This window comes from Paucibacter soli, from assembly GCF_037482845.1.
GTDB lineage: Bacteria > Pseudomonadota > Gammaproteobacteria > Burkholderiales > Burkholderiaceae_C > Paucibacter_B > Paucibacter_B soli.
Window position 1 is genome coordinate 291,578 of record NZ_JBBHJW010000005.1, and the last position, 15,114, is coordinate 306,691.

General features: G+C 68.1%; 14 protein-coding genes. 3 read left to right on the top strand and 11 right to left on the bottom strand.

The genetic code is table 11. The annotated features are described in order from the left end of the window. Nucleotides 1–49: 49 nt before the first annotated feature. Nucleotides 50–241, top strand: coding sequence for a hypothetical protein (locus tag WG898_RS12930; protein WP_339603208.1), 192 nt, complete (start codon nt 50–52; stop codon nt 239–241). On the opposite strand, the gene amrS is transcribed toward WG898_RS12930, so the two are convergent. Both amrS and amrB read right to left on the bottom strand, forming a co-directional pair. After that, a complete protein-coding gene (gene amrS / locus WG898_RS12935; protein WP_339603209.1) occupies nt 225–1,298 on the bottom strand; it encodes an AmmeMemoRadiSam system radical SAM enzyme in 1,074 nt (357 codons plus the stop codon). The genes WG898_RS12930 and amrS overlap by 17 nt on opposite strands. Beyond that, complete coding sequence (gene amrB / locus WG898_RS12940) at nt 1,295–2,641, bottom strand: AmmeMemoRadiSam system protein B (RefSeq protein WP_339603210.1); 1,347 nt, start codon at nt 2,639–2,641, stop codon at nt 1,295–1,297. Before amrB ends, amrS begins: the two co-directional genes overlap by 4 nt. Nucleotides 2,642–2,858: 217 nt before the next feature. Between amrB and WG898_RS12945 the strand changes: the two genes are divergently transcribed. After that, entirely contained in the window at nt 2,859–3,131 is a 273-nt protein-coding gene (locus WG898_RS12945) for a hypothetical protein (protein WP_339603211.1), read from the top strand. 69 nt (nt 3,132–3,200) lie between these two features. Here the strand turns inward: WG898_RS12945 and recQ are convergent, their stop codons facing one another. Then, nucleotides 3,201–5,072 (bottom strand): DNA helicase RecQ, encoded by a 1,872-nt coding sequence (gene recQ, locus WG898_RS12950; RefSeq protein WP_339603212.1) that lies wholly within the window; start codon nt 5,070–5,072, stop codon nt 3,201–3,203. Nucleotides 5,073–5,101: 29 nt separating this feature from the next. On the opposite strand from recQ, the gene WG898_RS12955 reads away from it, so the two are divergent. Beyond that, the gene (locus WG898_RS12955) at nt 5,102–6,112 is read left to right on the top strand and encodes a GGDEF domain-containing protein (RefSeq protein WP_339603213.1); all 1,011 of its coding nucleotides are present in this window, start codon (nt 5,102–5,104) and stop codon (nt 6,110–6,112) included. Nucleotides 6,113–6,120: 8 nt separating this feature from the next. Here WG898_RS12955 and WG898_RS12960 read toward each other — a convergent pair whose 3' ends face one another. The 8 genes from WG898_RS12960 to WG898_RS12995 all read right to left on the bottom strand — a co-directional run bounded on the left by WG898_RS12960 (nt 6,121) and on the right by WG898_RS12995 (nt 15,055). Then, entirely contained in the window at nt 6,121–6,834 is a 714-nt protein-coding gene (locus WG898_RS12960) for a head GIN domain-containing protein (protein WP_339603214.1), read from the bottom strand. Next, a complete protein-coding gene (locus tag WG898_RS12965) occupies nt 6,831–7,610 on the bottom strand; it encodes a LytR/AlgR family response regulator transcription factor (protein ID WP_339603215.1) in 780 nt (259 codons plus the stop codon). Before WG898_RS12965 ends, WG898_RS12960 begins: the two co-directional genes overlap by 4 nt. Further along, on the bottom strand, nt 7,607–8,716 hold the full coding sequence (locus tag WG898_RS12970; RefSeq protein WP_339603216.1) for a sensor histidine kinase: 1,110 nt from the start codon (nt 8,714–8,716) through the stop codon (nt 7,607–7,609). Before WG898_RS12970 ends, WG898_RS12965 begins: the two co-directional genes overlap by 4 nt. 194 nt (nt 8,717–8,910) lie before the next feature. After that, nucleotides 8,911–9,435: a nitrous oxide reductase accessory protein NosL gene (locus WG898_RS12975; RefSeq protein WP_339603217.1), complete on the bottom strand. Its 525-nt coding sequence runs from the start codon at nt 9,433–9,435 to the stop codon at nt 8,911–8,913. Continuing rightward, nucleotides 9,432–10,253: an ABC transporter permease gene (locus WG898_RS12980; protein WP_339603218.1), complete on the bottom strand. Its 822-nt coding sequence runs from the start codon at nt 10,251–10,253 to the stop codon at nt 9,432–9,434. The genes WG898_RS12975 and WG898_RS12980 overlap by 4 nt, the downstream gene beginning before the upstream one ends. Continuing rightward, nucleotides 10,250–11,221 carry an ABC transporter ATP-binding protein gene (locus WG898_RS12985; protein ID WP_444718941.1) on the bottom strand — a complete coding sequence of 324 codons (972 nt, stop codon included), beginning with the start codon at nt 11,219–11,221 and terminating at the stop codon, nt 10,250–10,252. Before WG898_RS12985 ends, WG898_RS12980 begins: the two co-directional genes overlap by 4 nt. Then, on the bottom strand, nt 11,157–12,425 hold the full coding sequence (locus WG898_RS12990) for a nitrous oxide reductase family maturation protein NosD (RefSeq protein WP_339603220.1): 1,269 nt from the start codon (nt 12,423–12,425) through the stop codon (nt 11,157–11,159). The genes WG898_RS12985 and WG898_RS12990 overlap by 65 nt, the downstream gene beginning before the upstream one ends. Next, nucleotides 12,422–15,055, bottom strand: coding sequence for a 4Fe-4S binding protein (locus tag WG898_RS12995; protein WP_444718937.1), 2,634 nt, complete (start codon nt 15,053–15,055; stop codon nt 12,422–12,424). Before WG898_RS12995 ends, WG898_RS12990 begins: the two co-directional genes overlap by 4 nt. Between the last annotated feature and the right edge of the window lie 59 nt (nt 15,056–15,114).

Consider the following 15,114-nt stretch of genomic DNA (forward strand, 5'->3'; position numbering starts at 1 on the left):
ACGACACTGCGTGCATCGTCAACAAGCCCGGAACTCCAAGGAGTCCACCATGAACGCAGCCGCCAAGACCCTCATGACCGCCGTGCTCGCAGTGGCCAGCGCCGTGATGACCGGCCTGCTGCTGGCTGACCAGACGGATCCCTATGCCAGCTACGCGGTGCAGCACGACGCGCTGTTCTCGCAGGCCAAGGCCCAGGCCGCCAGCGGCAACGCCAGCCTGCTGCTCAAGCCGCGCGGCTGAGCTGCACCGGAATGCGGTGCCGGCCAAAATGGCCCGGCTGCGCCGCAAAGCGCCCGGCCAGTGCCGTGCCGCAGCCCGGGCAGCGGCCGACGGCGTCGAGGCGGTAGCTGACTATCTCGTACCAGTCGCGTGTGATCAGGCGTTCGCCGCAGTTCGCGCAATCGGTGCTGCCGCCCTCGGTGTCGTGCACATTGCCGGTGTAGACATGGCGCAGGCCCTCGCCCTGCGCAATCTGCCGCGCACGTTGCAGGGTGGCCAGCGGTGTGGGCGGCAGGGTGTCGAGCTTGTAGTCCGGGTGAAAGGCCGTGAAATGCAGCGGCACCTCGGGTCCCAGCTCCCGGGCCACCCAGGCCGAGAGGGCGCGCAACTCTGCATCGCTGTCGTTCAGCCCTGGAATCAGCAAGGTGGTGATTTCCAGCCAGCAGTCGGTCTCGTGGCGGATATAGCGCAGCGTGTCCAGCACCGGGGCCAGGTGCGCACCGGTCTGCCTGAAGTAGAAATCGTCGCTAAAGCCCTTTAGATCGACATTGGCCGCGTCCATGCAGGCATAGAACTCGCGCCGTGGCGCGGCGCTGATATAGCCCGCCGTGACCGCCACCGCCTGCAGGCCCAGCGCATGGCAGGCCGCGGCGGTGTCGATCGCATATTCGGCAAAGATGACCGGATCGTTGTAGGTGAAGGCCACGCTGCGGCAGCCCAGCTCCTGTGCCGCCGCGGCGATGCGCTCGGGTGCGGCTGCATCCATCAGGCGGTCCATCTCATGGCTCTTGGAGATGTCCCAGTTCTGGCAGAACTTGCAGGCCAGGTTGCAGCCGGCCGTGCCGAAGGAGAACACGCTGCTGCCCGGGTAGAAATGATTCAAGGGCTTCTTCTCGATCGGGTCGACGCAGAAGCCCGAGCTGCGGCCATAGGTGGAGAGCAGCATCTGCCCACCCTGGCGCTCGCGCACAAAGCACAGACCCCGCTGGCCCTCGTGCAGCTTGCATTCGCGCGGGCAGAGGTCGCATTGGATGCGCCCATCGTCCAGCTCGTGCCACCAGCGCGCCGGATGGTTCATTGCTGCACCTCGCTGAAACGCTGCACCTGGTAGCGCGCCAGCTGCAGGTCCTCGGCCCAGAAGTCGGCGGCCAGGCCGGCCTTCTGGCGCAGCGCGCGGAGAAAGTCCAGCGGCAGCGGCAGCTGCGCCCACACCTGCGGCAAGAAGGTGGCGCGCCGCCCGCGCCAGCTGAGCACCAGGCCGTCGACGCCCGGGCGCAGCTGTGCGCAGGCTTGCTCCAGGCTGCGCGCGGGCATGGGCTCGGCCGGGCTTAGCAGGGAGATCTCGATGTCCAGATGCGGCCACTCGGACGCCGTCAGCGGCGCGAAGCGCGGGTCCTCGAAGGCGGCGGCGCGTGCCCGTGCGGGCAGCGCCTGCTTGAGCGCTTCGTCGGCCTCCAGATTGCCGATGCAACCGCGCAAGCTGCCGTGCGCATGCAGGGTGACGAAGCAGGCCCCGGGCCGCTCCAGGCGCGGATGCCATGGCTCGGCGCGCAGCGGCAGACCCAGTTCGCCGGCAATGGCATTGCGCGCGCGCGCCAGCAGGGTCTGTCCCAGATCGCCGGGGGCTGCATAGGCCAGCGCCGCATAGCCCACCACGCGGCTCTTGTCGCCCGCCGTGTCGCCGGAGTTGCGCAGATCCAGCAGGCGCCCGGCCAGGCCATGGGCGCGCGCTGCCAGCATCGCGCCGGCCAGCGGCGTGGCGCCGCAGGCCTGTGCATGCGTGGGTGCCTGCTCAAGCGCCAGCAGCTGCCGCACGGTGTCGCGGTCCAAGGCCTGCGCCTGGGCATAGGGCAGGTAATGCGAGAGATCGGAGCTGATCACGATGAGGGTCTCGTCGCCACCCCAGAGCAGCTCCAGGGCTTCGGCCACTTCGGCCGCGCTGGCCTCGCCCACCACCAATGGCACCAGGCTGAAGTCGCCCAGCAGCCGCTGCAGGAAGGGCAGTTGCACCTCCAGAGAATGCTCGAAGGCATGGGCGGCGGCATCACGGCTCACTTGCGGCAAGGCGCTCAGCTGCGCGCTGGCGGCCTGATCCAGCAGCACCTCGCCCAGTGGCGTGGCAAAAGAGCGCTGCGCCTCGGGCAGGCCCAGGCCACGCAGCGCCACCCGGTGCGCCGGGCCCAGCAGCACGACGCGCCGGATCTGCTCGCGCCAGGGGCGCAGCAGCGCATAGGCATGGGCGGCCACCGGGCCGGAATAGCGGTAGCCCGCATGCGGCACGACCAGCAGCTTGGGCGGCTGCGCCTCCTGCGCGGCCGGCACCGCATCCAGGTAGCCGTCCAGCTCGCGCGCCAGCGCCTCGGGACGGGCCGGGTAGAAGCTGCAGGCGACGGCAGCGGGGCGGGTGGCAGCGACAGGCATGGCAGGCCTCGTACAGCGGGCTATGGCCGAATATGCGTGACGATCGGCCGAATCTCAAGGGGGCGGCGCGGTCAAGGGGCGGCCGCCCCGCCGCGCGTTCATCGCCCGCAAGCGCAGTTCAGCCGCTGGCTCTGCAGCTCCGTCGCCTCGGCCTGGAGCCGCGGCCGGCCATTGACGAAACTGCAATCACTGACACAGCCAACCCAAGGAGCCCACCATGATGAACAGCACCAGCTACAAGGCATTCTTCTTCGGCATTGCGTCCGCTCTGGCCATCTCGGCCGCGTTCACGCACCAGACCGAAACGGCGCAGGCGCCGAAGCAAGGAGAAATCGTCAAGCTCGAGCGCGTCATCATCGAGGGCAAGCGTCTGAAGACTAACGAGCAAGTGGCGCAGCTGCCGCGCGTGGTGATCGAAGGCCGCAGCCTGAATCATGGCGTGCAGCTGGCCTCGGTCCAAGCGGTCTGTGACGCGCAGACGCTCTGCTAGGTTCAGCGCTCACGCTGTCTCAGTCAGAGTCCCACCAGCAAAGCCCGGCCCTGGCCGGGCTTTGTCGTTTCAGCCCGCCCCCAGCACCCGCAGAATCTCGCTGCCATAGGCCTCCAGCTTCTTGGCGCCCACGCCGCTGATCTGGGCCAGCTCATTCAGGCTGCGCGGATGCTGCCTGGCCATCTCGGCCAGGGTGACGTTCTGGAAGATCACATAGGCGGGCAGGCCATGTTCCTTCGCGACCTCGGCGCGCCAGGCCTTGAGCTGGCCGAAGCGCACCTGTGCATCCTCGTCCAGGTCGATCGCCTCGGCCTTGCTGGGGGCGGGCTTCGCGCCGCGCGAGAGCTTGCCCTTTTTCGGTGGCACGGTGGGCACGCGCAACAGCAGCTGCACCTCGCCCTTCAGCACGGCGCGCGCCGTTTCGCTCAGGGCCAGGGTGTTGTACTCGCCCTCGGCCACCACATGGCCCAGCGCCACCAGCTGGCGCAGCACCGCGCGCCATTGCTGCTCGGGCAGGTCGGCGCCGATGGCCCAGGTGCTCAGGTGCTGGTGGCCGTATTGCTTGACCTTGTCGGTCTCCTTGCCGCGCAGTACGTCCAGCAGATGGCCCACGCCGAAGCGCTGGCCGCCGTTCTGGTGGAAGCGGTAGATGCAGGAGAGCGCCTTGCGCGCGGCCTCGGTGCCGTCCCAGGTGGCGGGAGGATGCAGACAGTTATCACAGTTTCCGCAGGGGCGGCTTGCTTCGCCGAAATAGCCCAGCAGGCGCACGCGCCGGCAGTCGGTGGCCTCGGCCAGCGCCAGGAGGGCATCGAGCTTGCCGCGCTGCACCTTCTTGAAGTCCTCGCCGGCGGGGCTTTCGTCGATCATACGGCGCTGGTTCACCACATCGGCCAGGCCATAGGCCATCCAGGCATCGGCGGGCGCGCCGTCGCGTCCGGCGCGGCCGGTCTCCTGGTAATAGCTCTCGATGTTCTTGGGCAGGTCCAGGTGCGCGACGAAGCGCACGTCGGGCTTGTCGATGCCCATGCCGAAGGCGATGGTGGCCACCATCACGATGCCGTCCTCGCGCAGGAAGCGGTCCTGGTGGCGCTGGCGCAGGCCGGAGTCAAGCCCTGCGTGATAGGGCAGGGCCTTGATGCCCTCGCCCTCCAGCCAGGCAGCAGTTTCTTCCACCTTCTTGCGGCTCTGGCAGTAGACGACGCCGGCCTCATCCTCATGCTCGTCGTGGATGAAGCGCAGCAGCTGATCGCGCGGCTTGCCGTCCTTCTCGACGATGGCGTAGCGGATATTGGGCCGGTCGAAGCTGGAGATGAAGATGCGTGCGTCTTCGAGCTTGAGGCGCTCGATGATGTCGGCGCGCGTGATGTCGTCGGCGGTGGCGGTGAGCGCGATGCGCGGCACCTCGGGGAAGCGCTCGTGCAGCAGCGACAGCGCCAGGTACTCGCTGCGGAAGTCATGCCCCCATTGGCTGACGCAATGCGCCTCGTCGATCGCGAACAGGCTCAGCAGGCCGCGCTCGCGCAGCGAATCCAGCTGGGCCAGGAAGCGCGGGTTGGTGATGCGTTCGGGCGCGGCGTACAGCATCACCAGCCGGCCGCTCATCATCTCGCGCTCCACATGCGCGGCCTCCTCGCTGCCGAGCGTGGAGTTGAGGAAGGCGGCGTGCACGCCGGCCTCTTCCAGCGCGCCCACCTGGTCGTGCATCAGCGCGATCAGCGGGCTCACCACGATACTCACGCCCTGGCGCGCGCGGTGGCGGGCGATGGCCGGAATCTGATAGCAAAGGCTCTTGCCGCCGCCGGTCGGCATCAGCACCAGCGCGTCCCCGCCTTGGGTGACATGCTCGACGATCTCGCCCTGGGCGCCCCGGAATGCGGCATAGCCAAACACCTCTTGCAGGATGTCGGAGGGGGCGTGATGATGGTCGGCGTGCTGGCTCATAGAGCCCGCGATTGTCGAGGAGATTGCGCTTGACCGAGAAAGCCGATGCCTTGCGCGCCCAAATGAACGGCAGCTTCATGCCGCCCCCCGTCCCCGACGACGAGGCCGAGCGCCTGGCCACGCTGCAGGCGCTGCGCATTCTCGACACCCCGCCCGAGGAGCGTTTCGACCGCTTCACACGCCTGGCCAAGCGCCTGTTCGGCGTGCCCATCGTGGCCATCACCCTGATCGACGCCGAGCGCCAGTGGCACAAGTCCATGCAGGGGCTGGAGCTCACCGAACTGTCGCGCCCGCTCTCGTTTTGCGGCCATGCCATCCTCAGCGACCAGCTGCTGCTGGTGCCCAACGCCCATGAGGACGCGCGCTTTGCCGGCAACCCGCTGGTGACCGGCGAGCCTCACATTCACTTCTATGCAGGTCAGCCGCTGCGCGCACCCAACGGCCAGCGCCTGGGCAGCCTGTGCCTGATCGACTCCCAGCCCCATCCCTTTGATGCCGATGACGAGGCCCTGCTGCGCGACCTGGCGCTGATGGTGGAGCATGAGCTGGCGATCCTGCAGATGGCCACGCTGGACGAGCTCACCGGCCTCACCAACCGGCGCGGTTTCGAGGCACTGGCGCGGCATTCGCTGGGCATGTGCCGGCGCCTGCAGCGGCCGGCCTCGCTGCTGTTCTTCGACCTGGATCGCTTCAAGCACATCAACGACGAGTACGGCCATGCCGAGGGTGACCGCGCCCTGATCGACTTCGCCGCACTGCTGCGCCGCACCTTTCGCGAGTCCGACGTGGTGGCGCGTCTGGGCGGCGACGAGTTCGCGGTGCTGCTGACGAATGCCGCGCATCAGGAGCGCGATGCGGCGCTGGACCGGCTGGCCTTTGCGGTGGCGGCGCACAATGCCCAGCCGGGGCAGTTCTATGCATTGCAATACAGCGTGGGCTGCGCCGACTTCGACCCCGCGCGCCACACTGGCGCCGCCGAGCTGCTGGCCGAGGCGGACCGCCTGATGTACCGGCAGAAGCATGCCGGGCGCCGCGCCTGAAGCCGGCCCTAGCGCTTTTCGCCCAGGCCCTTGATGCTGGAGGTGCCGGCCACGCTGGGCTTGACGGTCGGGCGTCCCCAGTAGTCGATGAAGCCGGCACCGGCGATCTTGATGCGCAACTCCTCCTGCACCCACAGCGTGGCATTGCCCAGGCCGCTGATGCTCACATTGGCCTGCTGGCATTGCAGGTTCTCGGCCTGCAGCCGGCCCTTGCCGGCCACATGCAGGCTCAGCTCGCGCACCCGGCCGCTGGCCTGCGCCTCGCCGGCGCCGGCCATGCTGAACTGCAGGCTGTCGGCGCTCACGTCGTCCAGCCTCGCCTGACCGGTGCCAGCCAGCTTCACCACCAATTTCTCCGCCGCCAAGGGGCCCGGCGCGTGCAGATGGGCCGCGCCTGCCAGGCTGATGCCCGAGAGCTTGCGCGCGCCGACGGAGATCTGCAGCCGGCTGGAGGTCCAGAATTTCCAGCCCTCCTTGCTCTGCACCGTGAGCGTGTTGTCTTCCAGCGAGACCCGCACGCCCTTCTGCACATCGGCATCGCCGGCGATGAAGACCTGATCCTCGCTGCCCTGCACCAGCTTGACATCGGCGGCGCCGCCGATGGCGATCTTGTCGAAGGGGCCGGGCGTGTAGAGCTTGCCCTCGGCGCCTTGAGCGCCTGCCGCCAGGCAGCAGCAGAAAAGGCCACCGGCGACCAGGGTGGCGCGCATCGCGATGCTCATATCGATTGCTCCCGCAGGCGCTTGGAAACCTCACGGCTGGCGGTGAAACGGGCGCCATCCTGCATCTGCACCACCAGCTGCGAGCTCTCGTCGGGCGTCATCGACTCGACGAAGTCCAGGTTGACGATGCAGCCACGCTGCAGCTTGATGAAGCGGCCGGGGTCCAGGCGCTGCTCGAAGCTGGTGATGGGCAGGCGCACCAGGAACTGGCGGCCGCGGCTGGTCACAGCGGTGTACTTGGTGTCGGAGCGCAGGTACTCGATCGCCTCCACCTGCAGCGGGAAGATCTTGCCCTGGTCGCGCACCAGGATGCGCGTCAGCGGCGTCTGATCCTGGTCTTCCTGCGTCAGCGCCTCCAGCGCGGGCAGGGCCTGCGAAGCCTGGTTGCCCAGCGCTTGCAGCGCATGCTCCACCGCCTCCTGGAAGCGTTCCTGCGCATAGGGCTTGAGCAGATAGTCCAGCGCATGCAGCTCGAAGGCGGCCAGCGCATGCTCGTCGTAGGCGGTGGTGAAGATCACCGCAGGTGCCGGCCCGCTCAGGCTGCCGGCGGCGCGCTCGGCGGCGAGCGCGCGCAGCACCTGCAGGCCGCTCATGCCGGGCATGTTGATGTCCATGAAGACCAGCTCGGGCTTGAGCGCGCGGATCTGCGCCAGCGCGCTGTCGCCGCTGCTGCAGCTCGCCACCAGCTCCAGCTGCGGCAGCTCGGCCACCCAGGCGGCCAGGCCTTCGGCGGCCAGCGGTTCGTCTTCGGCGATCAGGGTAGAGGTACGTTTCATGTCTGGGGTATCCACAGGTCGACGCGAAAGCCCTGGCCGGGTGCGGTGTGCACGCGCAGCCGGGCCTGGCCCTCAAAGTCCAGCGCAAAGCGGCGCTTGAGCGCGCTCAGGCCGATGCCACGGCCGGGGCGGGGCTCATCCAGCAGGGCGGGGTCGCAGCCGGCGCCGTCGTCCTGCACGGTCAGGGCCAGGCCCTGGGTGAGGGCGTCGCGACGCGCGCTGATGCTGATGCAGCCGCCCTCGGCACGCGGTGCGATGCCGTGCAGGATGCAGTTCTCCACCAGGGGCTGCAGGGTCAACGGCGGAATGTCGTCGTCCAGGGTCTGGGCCTCCAGCTCCCATTGCACGCGCAGGCGCTGGCCCAGGCGCAGCGCCTCCAGGGCCAGGTAGTCGCGCACGAAGGCTATCTCCTCCTGCAGCGCCACGCGGTCGCTGGCCTCGCGTTTGGCCGCCAGCACATAGCGCAGCATGCCGGCAAAGCGCAGCAGGCCCTGCTCGGCAGCCTTGGCATCCTTGCGCGTCAGCGCGATCAGCGAGTTGAGCGTGTTGAAAAGAAAATGCGGATTGAGCTTGCCGCTGATGGCGGCCAGCTCGGCGCGTGCCAGCGCCGATTCGGCCTGGGCCGCGGCCACCGCGCTGGCGCGCGCCTGGCGGGCATTCAGCACCGAGACGAAACCGGTGGCCAGGGCGGCGTAAACCAGCACGCCCCAGATCAGGCGCCACAGCAGGTTCTGCTCCAGCATGGCCTCGGCATGTTCGAGGCCGAACAGCCCCCAGGCCAGCAGCACATTGCCGGCCAGCCAGGCCTCGCTGAAGACGATGGCGGCGCCCGCGTGGCAGGCCAGCTGCGCCGTCGCCGGCCAGGCCTTGCGCTGCAGCCAGGCCGCCACCGGGTAGACCGCCGCGCCCAGCAGCATCGGCGCCCATAGCGAGGTGCTGGCCTGGTAGACCGCCTCCCAGATCTCCCAGCTACCGCGCTGCAGCTCGGTGCCGGCCAGCACGAACAGCAGCCAGGTCAGCAGGCAGGCCCCGGCATAGCCCAGCCAGAGCTTGCGCAGGCTGCTGCGGGGTGCGCTGCTGCGGATGGAGGTGCTGGTGAGATGCATGGCCGCATCTTAGGCATGGCCACGGGGCTCCCGGACCTAGAGGCGACCAAGTGCCGGCCTGGGGTGGCCAAATGCGGCTGCCGCGCCACGACGCTGGCTGCAGATATCGAAGTCCTTGGGCGGGGGCGCGCTGCCTTGCAGCAGCATCGCGCTCAGCAACAGCAGGGCCCAGCTCCGACGATGGCTTGGCATGGCTACATGCGGCTGTCGTGCAGGGCCCCGCCGCTCAGGTCCACCAGCTCGGGCTTGACCTCGGCGAAGCGCAGCACGCGGCCGCCATGCTGGGCCGCGAAGGCCTTGGCCGCCGCCTCCTCGCGGAAGCTGGCCAGGGTGGGCCCCATCGAGCCGCGCTTCTTGCTGCCATGCACATAGAAGCCGCTGCGCGCATCGAACCAATGGCCGCGCGGCTGTTCCCAGTCGGCCAGGGCCATGTCTTGCGTGAATACCGCACGCACCGTCTTGACCTGCTCGGGCCTGAGCAGCAGCGAGAACATTTCCACCGTGTCGCACAGCCAATGCGGCTTGTCCTCACCGGCGTAGTGGATCTGGGCCTTGGGACCCGGGTAGTCGGCCAGCAGCATGCCGTCCAGGTCGCAGGTGCTCGCGGGCTCGATTTCGGCGGCCACCAGGGGCGCCTCGGCGGGCTTGCCGCAGGCGGCCAGCAAGAGGGACGAGAGGCCACCTGCGAGCAGCAGGCGCCGGTTCAGCTTGTTTGTCATGGTTTGAATCTCCAGGAGGCCAGCGCCAGCGGTCCGAGGATCCAACCCAGCATGGCCGTGCCCATCAGCCAGGGATTGGCCAGTGCGGGCGGCACGATGCTGGCCAGGCCGTAGAGGCTGCGCACCTCGTCGAGCGAAAACACATTCAGGATGCGGTACAGATCGGCCGGGTTGAGCAGCAGCACATAGGCCAGGCTCTCGCCACCGTAGGCGCCACCGCTGGCCACCAGCAGTCCCAGCAGCAGCAGGTCGAACACCAGCACGAAGCCGAACCACAGCGCGATCGCCAGGCCAGAGGCGCGCGTGCGGTCGCGCGCCAGCACCGAGAGCAGCAACGCCAGGCTCAGAAAGGCCAGGCCCAGCAGCGCCGAGCTGAGCACAAAGCCCAGGTAGTGGTAGAGCCCGGCCCAGCTGAACTGCTGGTACAGCAGCACCGCCACCAGCGCAAAGCCGGCCAGGGTCGAGAGCGTGAGCGCCGCGGCCAGGCCCAGGTACTTGCCCAGCAGCAACTCCAACCGGGTGATGGGCAGGGCCAAGAGCAGGTCCAGCGAGCCGCGCTCGCGCTCGCCCACCACCGCGTCGAAGCCCAAGAGCAGGGCGATCAGGGGCACCAGATAGATCACCAGGCTGACCAGGCTGGCGATCGTGAATTCGATCGAGCGCGGCCCCACCTGGCCCTGGCTGGCGCCGCCGAAATAGGTGATGACGAGCGAGAACACGGTGAACACCAGCGCCACCGCCAACACCCAGCGATTGCGCAGGCGGTCGCGGAACTCCTTGCCGGCCAGCGTCAGGACTTGTTGGATTTCCAGCCTCATGTGGCCTCCCTCAGGCCGAAGAACATGTCTTCCAGCGTGGGTTCGTGGATCTGCACGTCCTGCAGGCGCGAGGCCAGTGGCGCCAGTGCCCCGAGCAGCGCCATCTTGGCCGGGCGCGGGCAGCTGAAGCTCAGGCGTCCCTCGGCTTCGACGAAGCGCAGGCTGCCCAGCGGGCGCAGGCCCTCGCGCAGGGCCGGATGCTCGGCCGGCGCGGCTGCCAGCGAGACCTGCAGCGGCAGCTGCAGCTGCTCGCGCAACTCGCTCACGCTCCCCTGGGCCTGGACGCGGCCATTGGCCATGATGGCCAGGCGGTCCACACGCGCCTGCAACTCGGCCAGGATGTGCGAGCTGATCACCAGGGTCACACCCTGGGCGCGCAGTTGCTTCAGCACCTCGTAGAACTCGCGGATTGCGCTCGGGTCCAGGCCGGTGGTGGGTTCGTCCAGGAACAGCACGCGCGGCGTGCCCAGCAGGGCCTGCGCGAAACCCAGGCGCTGGCGCATGCCCTTGGAGAACTCGCGCACCGGACGCTGCGTGGCCGCGGCAAGCCCCACCTGCTCCAGCAGGGGCTGGCATTGCGTGGCGGGCGCGCCCTTGAGCTTGGCAAAGAACTGCAGCGTTTCCAGCGCGGTGAGGTTGTCGTACAGCACCAGGTTCTCGGGCAGGTAGCCGATGCCGCGGCGCGCGGCGCGGAAGTCGCGCCCGCGCACATTGCTGCCGTTCACCAGGATCTCGCCACTGCTGGGCTTGATCAGCCCCAGCATCATCTTGAACAAGGTGCTCTTGCCGGCGCCGTTGTGCCCGATCAGGCCCAGCAGCTGGCCGCGCGGCACGGTGAGGTCCACGCCGTCCACCGCCGTCAGCGTGCCGTAGCGCTTGACTACGCCGCGCAGCTGGATTGCATCAATTGAATCGCTTGTCACGCCAAGTGCTCCATGTCTTGTTGGCCGGGGCCATGCGGGGCGCATCATCCACCACGCTGGGCACGCGCAGCACCGGGAACTGCTGGCCCACCAGACGCAACGCCTGCACCGCGGGGCTGCCCAGCAGCAGCTTCATTTCGGGGTGGCGCCATTGCAGGCGGTCCACCATGTCGTTGGCCTCGTAGGGCAGATCGCCGATGCCGTCGCCGTCGCGGTCCCAGCCCAGGTAGTTGCTCCAGTGGTTGCCCTTGCCCTTCTCACCGGGTTTGCCGCCCCAACGCTCGTCGCGCGAGCCCACATAGCGCACCTGCTCGCGGTTGGCGACGAAGTCATTGCCCTCCACCACATTGCGGGTGGAGCCGGCGGCCAGGTGCACGCCCACCTGGTTGTCGACCACCAGATTGCCGCGCAGCGTGACGTACTCGACGTCGTAGATGAAGAAGCCGCGCGCATTGCCGGCGATGACGTTGTCTTCCACCACCGAGTCCTGCAGGGTGCGCAGCATGATGCCGTGATCGCTGTTGCCCCAGGTGCGGTTGTTGCGAACGATCTGGTTGCGCGCCTCCATCAGCGCCAGGCCGCCGCGGTTGTGGTAGCTGTCGTTGTCCTCCCACAGGTTGTAGTAGGAGTTCATGTAATGCGTGCCGTAGCGGCTGTGGTGCAGGCGGTTGCCCTTGAACACCGCATGGTGCGAAACGTCGACATAGAGCGCGTCGCGCACGAAGCTGATGTGGTTGGCAAGGATGCGCGCGCCATCGGTGTTATAGAGCTGGATGCCGTTGCCGCGCTGCGAGCTGTTGTACTCGCGCTTGCCGGTGATGACATTGCCCTGCACCAGCACCTCGTTGGCCTTTTCTATCCACAGGCCGAACAGGCTGGTGCTGATCTCGCAGTTGCGCACCACCGCGCGGTGCGCGCCGGGGCGGATGTAGATGCCGCTGTTCTGGTCCTTCAGGCTGTCGCCCGAGTCGCGCACCAGCAGGCCCTCAAGGGTGACATCGGGCGCCGTGACGCGGATGGTGTCGCCCTTCATGCCGCCGCTGATGGTGGGGCGCTGCATGCCGCGCAGGGTCAGCGGCTTGTCCACCAGCAGGTTCTCGGCGTAGTGGCCGCGTGCGATCTCGATCACATCGCCGGGCGCGGCGCGCGTGATCGCGGCCTGCACCGATTCGCCCGGCTGCACGCGCAGGGTGGCGGCCTGGGCTGGGCCCAGCAGCGCAGCCAACGCGAACGCGGCCAAGCACCTCATCCCAGCATCCCCAGCGCCTTCAAACTCAGGAACAGCGTGGCGCCAATCAGCAGGTTTTTGAAACCGACATAGCTCACCATGTCCATCCAACCGGCCACGCGGTAGTTGGCGCGCCACCAGGGGCCGTCCTTCACATAGCGGCGGCCGCTCATGCGTATCAGCACCTCGTAGACGCTCCAGCCAAACCACCAGCCGATGATGGCGGCCGAGGAGAGCCGGCCGCTGGCGGCCAGCAGCCAGGCCAGGCTGGCCGCCACGGCCAGCGAGAGGCCGGCGATCTGCAGCGCGCGCTGGCTCTTCCAACCCTTGCGGCTCCAGGGGATGAGGTGGTCGCGCAACTCCATCAGCAACCAGGTCAGGCGCGACTCGCCGGCCTGGTGGTAGGGCGCGGCCGGGTCGGTGGGCATGCGCGGATCCGGACCCTGGGCCACCTTTGCGGGCATGACCACCGGCTGGATGGGAATGAAGTAGCCGTCCTGGCCGATGGGCGTGATCAAGAGTCCGTCGCGCTCGCGTCGCTTGCGCTCCTTGGCCAGCGGCGGGCAGCCATGGCTGTCGGTGTAGAGCACCATGCAGTCCAGGCAGTGCAGGCATTCGCGGTGGTCGATGCGGCCCGCCGCATCGATGGCCTGGGCCCCGCAGCCCACCGCGCAGGCCTTGCAACTATTGCAGTCCTGCTTGCGCCTCAGGCCGAACCAGCGGAAGGTGCTGGGCATGGCCAGGGCCGCGCCCAGCGGGCAGATGTATTTGCAATAGGGCCGCTCGATGAAGAGCGAGATGCCAAGCAGCAGGGCCACGAACAGGCCGTAGGGCCAGGCGCGGTGGCTGATGCCGACCAGGAAGGTGGTCTTGAAGGGTTCCACCTCGGCCAGCATCTCGGCCTGCGTCATCGAGAACATCGAGACCGCCAGCAGGCCAAAGAAGATGCCGTACTTCAGCCACTTGAGCCGGTCGTGCAGGGGCTGCGGCAGCTGGGTCTGCCAGCGCTTCATGCCGAGCTTGCGGCCGAGCTTGTAGATCGCCTCGGAGAGCGAGCCGAAGGGGCACATCCAGCCGCAGAACAGGCCGCGTCCGAACAGGAACACGGTGACGATGATGAAGATCCAGAAGATGAAGACGAAGGGGTCGGACAGGAACAGCGACCAGGTCCACTGGAACAGCAGCGCATGGAACCAGGTCAGCACCTGGGTGATGGAGGGTTGGGCCATCACGCCAAAGCCAACGAACACGATCGACAGGGCCCAGGCGCTGTACTTGAAGGCATTCACCGGCCACTTGTTCTTGTGCGTGGACGCACGCGTCAGGCGCTCGCGCAGCGCGTACACGACGGTCACGCCCAGCAGCAGGGCGATGAACAGGCCGATCTCCAGCGCGCGCGTCTTCCAGATGCGCACCCAGGGTGCGTCGGGCTCCTGCACCGCCGGCCGGCCGCCTTCGAGCATGCTGGCGGGCAGCCAGTACTTGGACTCGAACACCGCAAAGCTGCGTTGGCCGGTGGCGCGGTCCACGCGGTTGCCCAGAAAGGCCAGCTTCCAGGGGTAGGCGGCCGAGAACGAGCCGGCGCGGATGATGAAGATGGCGGACTCGCTGTAGCCGGGCGCGCCGGCGGCTTCGAGGCCGTAGAGGTTCAGGTAGTCGAGGTCGCGGAAGGTGAAGGCGTCTGCGCCCTGCTTGACCTGCACGCGGTCGTAAATGCCGCCGCGCACAAAGCCCGAACCCTTGAAGGACTCGGCGCCGGCGCTGCGGATGACGAAGAAGGCATGGTCGCCTTCCTTGAGGCGGCTGCGCAGGTTGGCGAAGCCGCGTTCGCCCAAGAGGCTGGTGCCCAGCTCGGGGTGGTTGAGGTCGCCAAACCAGAGTTCGATGAAGGGCTCGGAGCCGCGTTCCAGGCCCACTTGTTCGGGCCGCACGCGCAACTGCTGCACGGCGCCAAGCTGCACCAGCTCGGCCCAGCTGTAGTTCATTCTGCCGCTCAGGGCATAGCGGGCGGCGTCGCGCTGGGTGGGCGCAATGATGCCGACCTGGCGCGCCACCGCGCTGCCGGAGAGCTGCATCACCTGGTTCTGTGCCACCACGGTGACGGTGGCGCCCGAGATCGCGTCCACGCCCAGCACGCTTTCCTCGGGGCGCGAGGGGCCTACCTCGATCAGGTCGGTGACCGACTTGCCCAGGTACTGCTTGTTGAAATTGATCAGGGCCTGCTCGGGAATGCCCAGCAGCAGGATGGGCTCGGAATGCTTGAGCACCTTCACGCCCACATAGCGGCCCTTGACGTCCATACCGATCAGCGTCACCACCGGCTTGCCGGAATATGCGGGGGTGTCGGTGATGTCGGTGGACAGCATCACATAGCCGAGTAGCTTGCCCTTCTTGGCGGGTTGCTGCGGGTCGGGCTCGCCATAGGCCTCGACATAGGGCGGTTGGCCCATGCGCGGCGAAAAGCTCTTGGCGCCCGGGAACACCTCGTGGCAGGGCACCAGGGCGCAGAGGTCTGCGGCGGTGGCGAGCTCGGGGCTCAGCTTGGCCTCGTAGGCCTGGGCCTGGGCCGGCTGTGCTTGCGCCAGCAGCAGGGCCATAAAAGGTGCGGCCAGCACCCTGAGGCTGGCCGCAAACAGATCAACTACCGGCATTTTTCTCGTTTCTGCCGGGCGGCGGGGCTCGAGTCCCGCTGCCCGGCGATCTCAGTCGT

Bases quoted from the DNA above. Each gene is read 5' to 3' on its own strand.
- WG898_RS12930 (WP_339603208.1), top strand. From the start codon at position 50: ATGAACGCAGCCGCCAAGACCCTCATGACCGCCGTGCTCGCAGTGGCC.
- amrS (WP_339603209.1), bottom strand. From the start codon at position 1,298: ATGAACCATCCGGCGCGCTGGTGGCACGAGCTGGACGATGGGCGCATC.
- amrB (WP_339603210.1), bottom strand. From the start codon at position 2,641: ATGCCTGTCGCTGCCACCCGCCCCGCTGCCGTCGCCTGCAGCTTCTAC.
- WG898_RS12945 (WP_339603211.1), top strand. From the start codon at position 2,859: ATGATGAACAGCACCAGCTACAAGGCATTCTTCTTCGGCATTGCGTCC.
- recQ (WP_339603212.1), bottom strand. From the start codon at position 5,072: ATGAGCCAGCACGCCGACCATCATCACGCCCCCTCCGACATCCTGCAA.
- WG898_RS12960 (WP_339603214.1), bottom strand. From the start codon at position 6,834: ATGAGCATCGCGATGCGCGCCACCCTGGTCGCCGGTGGCCTTTTCTGC.
- WG898_RS12965 (WP_339603215.1), bottom strand. From the start codon at position 7,610: ATGAAACGTACCTCTACCCTGATCGCCGAAGACGAACCGCTGGCCGCC.
- WG898_RS12970 (WP_339603216.1), bottom strand. From the start codon at position 8,716: ATGCATCTCACCAGCACCTCCATCCGCAGCAGCGCACCCCGCAGCAGC.
- WG898_RS12975 (WP_339603217.1), bottom strand. From the start codon at position 9,435: ATGACAAACAAGCTGAACCGGCGCCTGCTGCTCGCAGGTGGCCTCTCG.
- WG898_RS12980 (WP_339603218.1), bottom strand. From the start codon at position 10,253: ATGAGGCTGGAAATCCAACAAGTCCTGACGCTGGCCGGCAAGGAGTTC.
- WG898_RS12985 (WP_444718941.1), bottom strand. From the start codon at position 11,221: ATGCGCCCCGCATGGCCCCGGCCAACAAGACATGGAGCACTTGGCGTG.
- WG898_RS12990 (WP_339603220.1), bottom strand. From the start codon at position 12,425: ATGAGGTGCTTGGCCGCGTTCGCGTTGGCTGCGCTGCTGGGCCCAGCC.
- WG898_RS12995 (WP_444718937.1), bottom strand. From the start codon at position 15,055: ATGCCGGTAGTTGATCTGTTTGCGGCCAGCCTCAGGGTGCTGGCCGCA.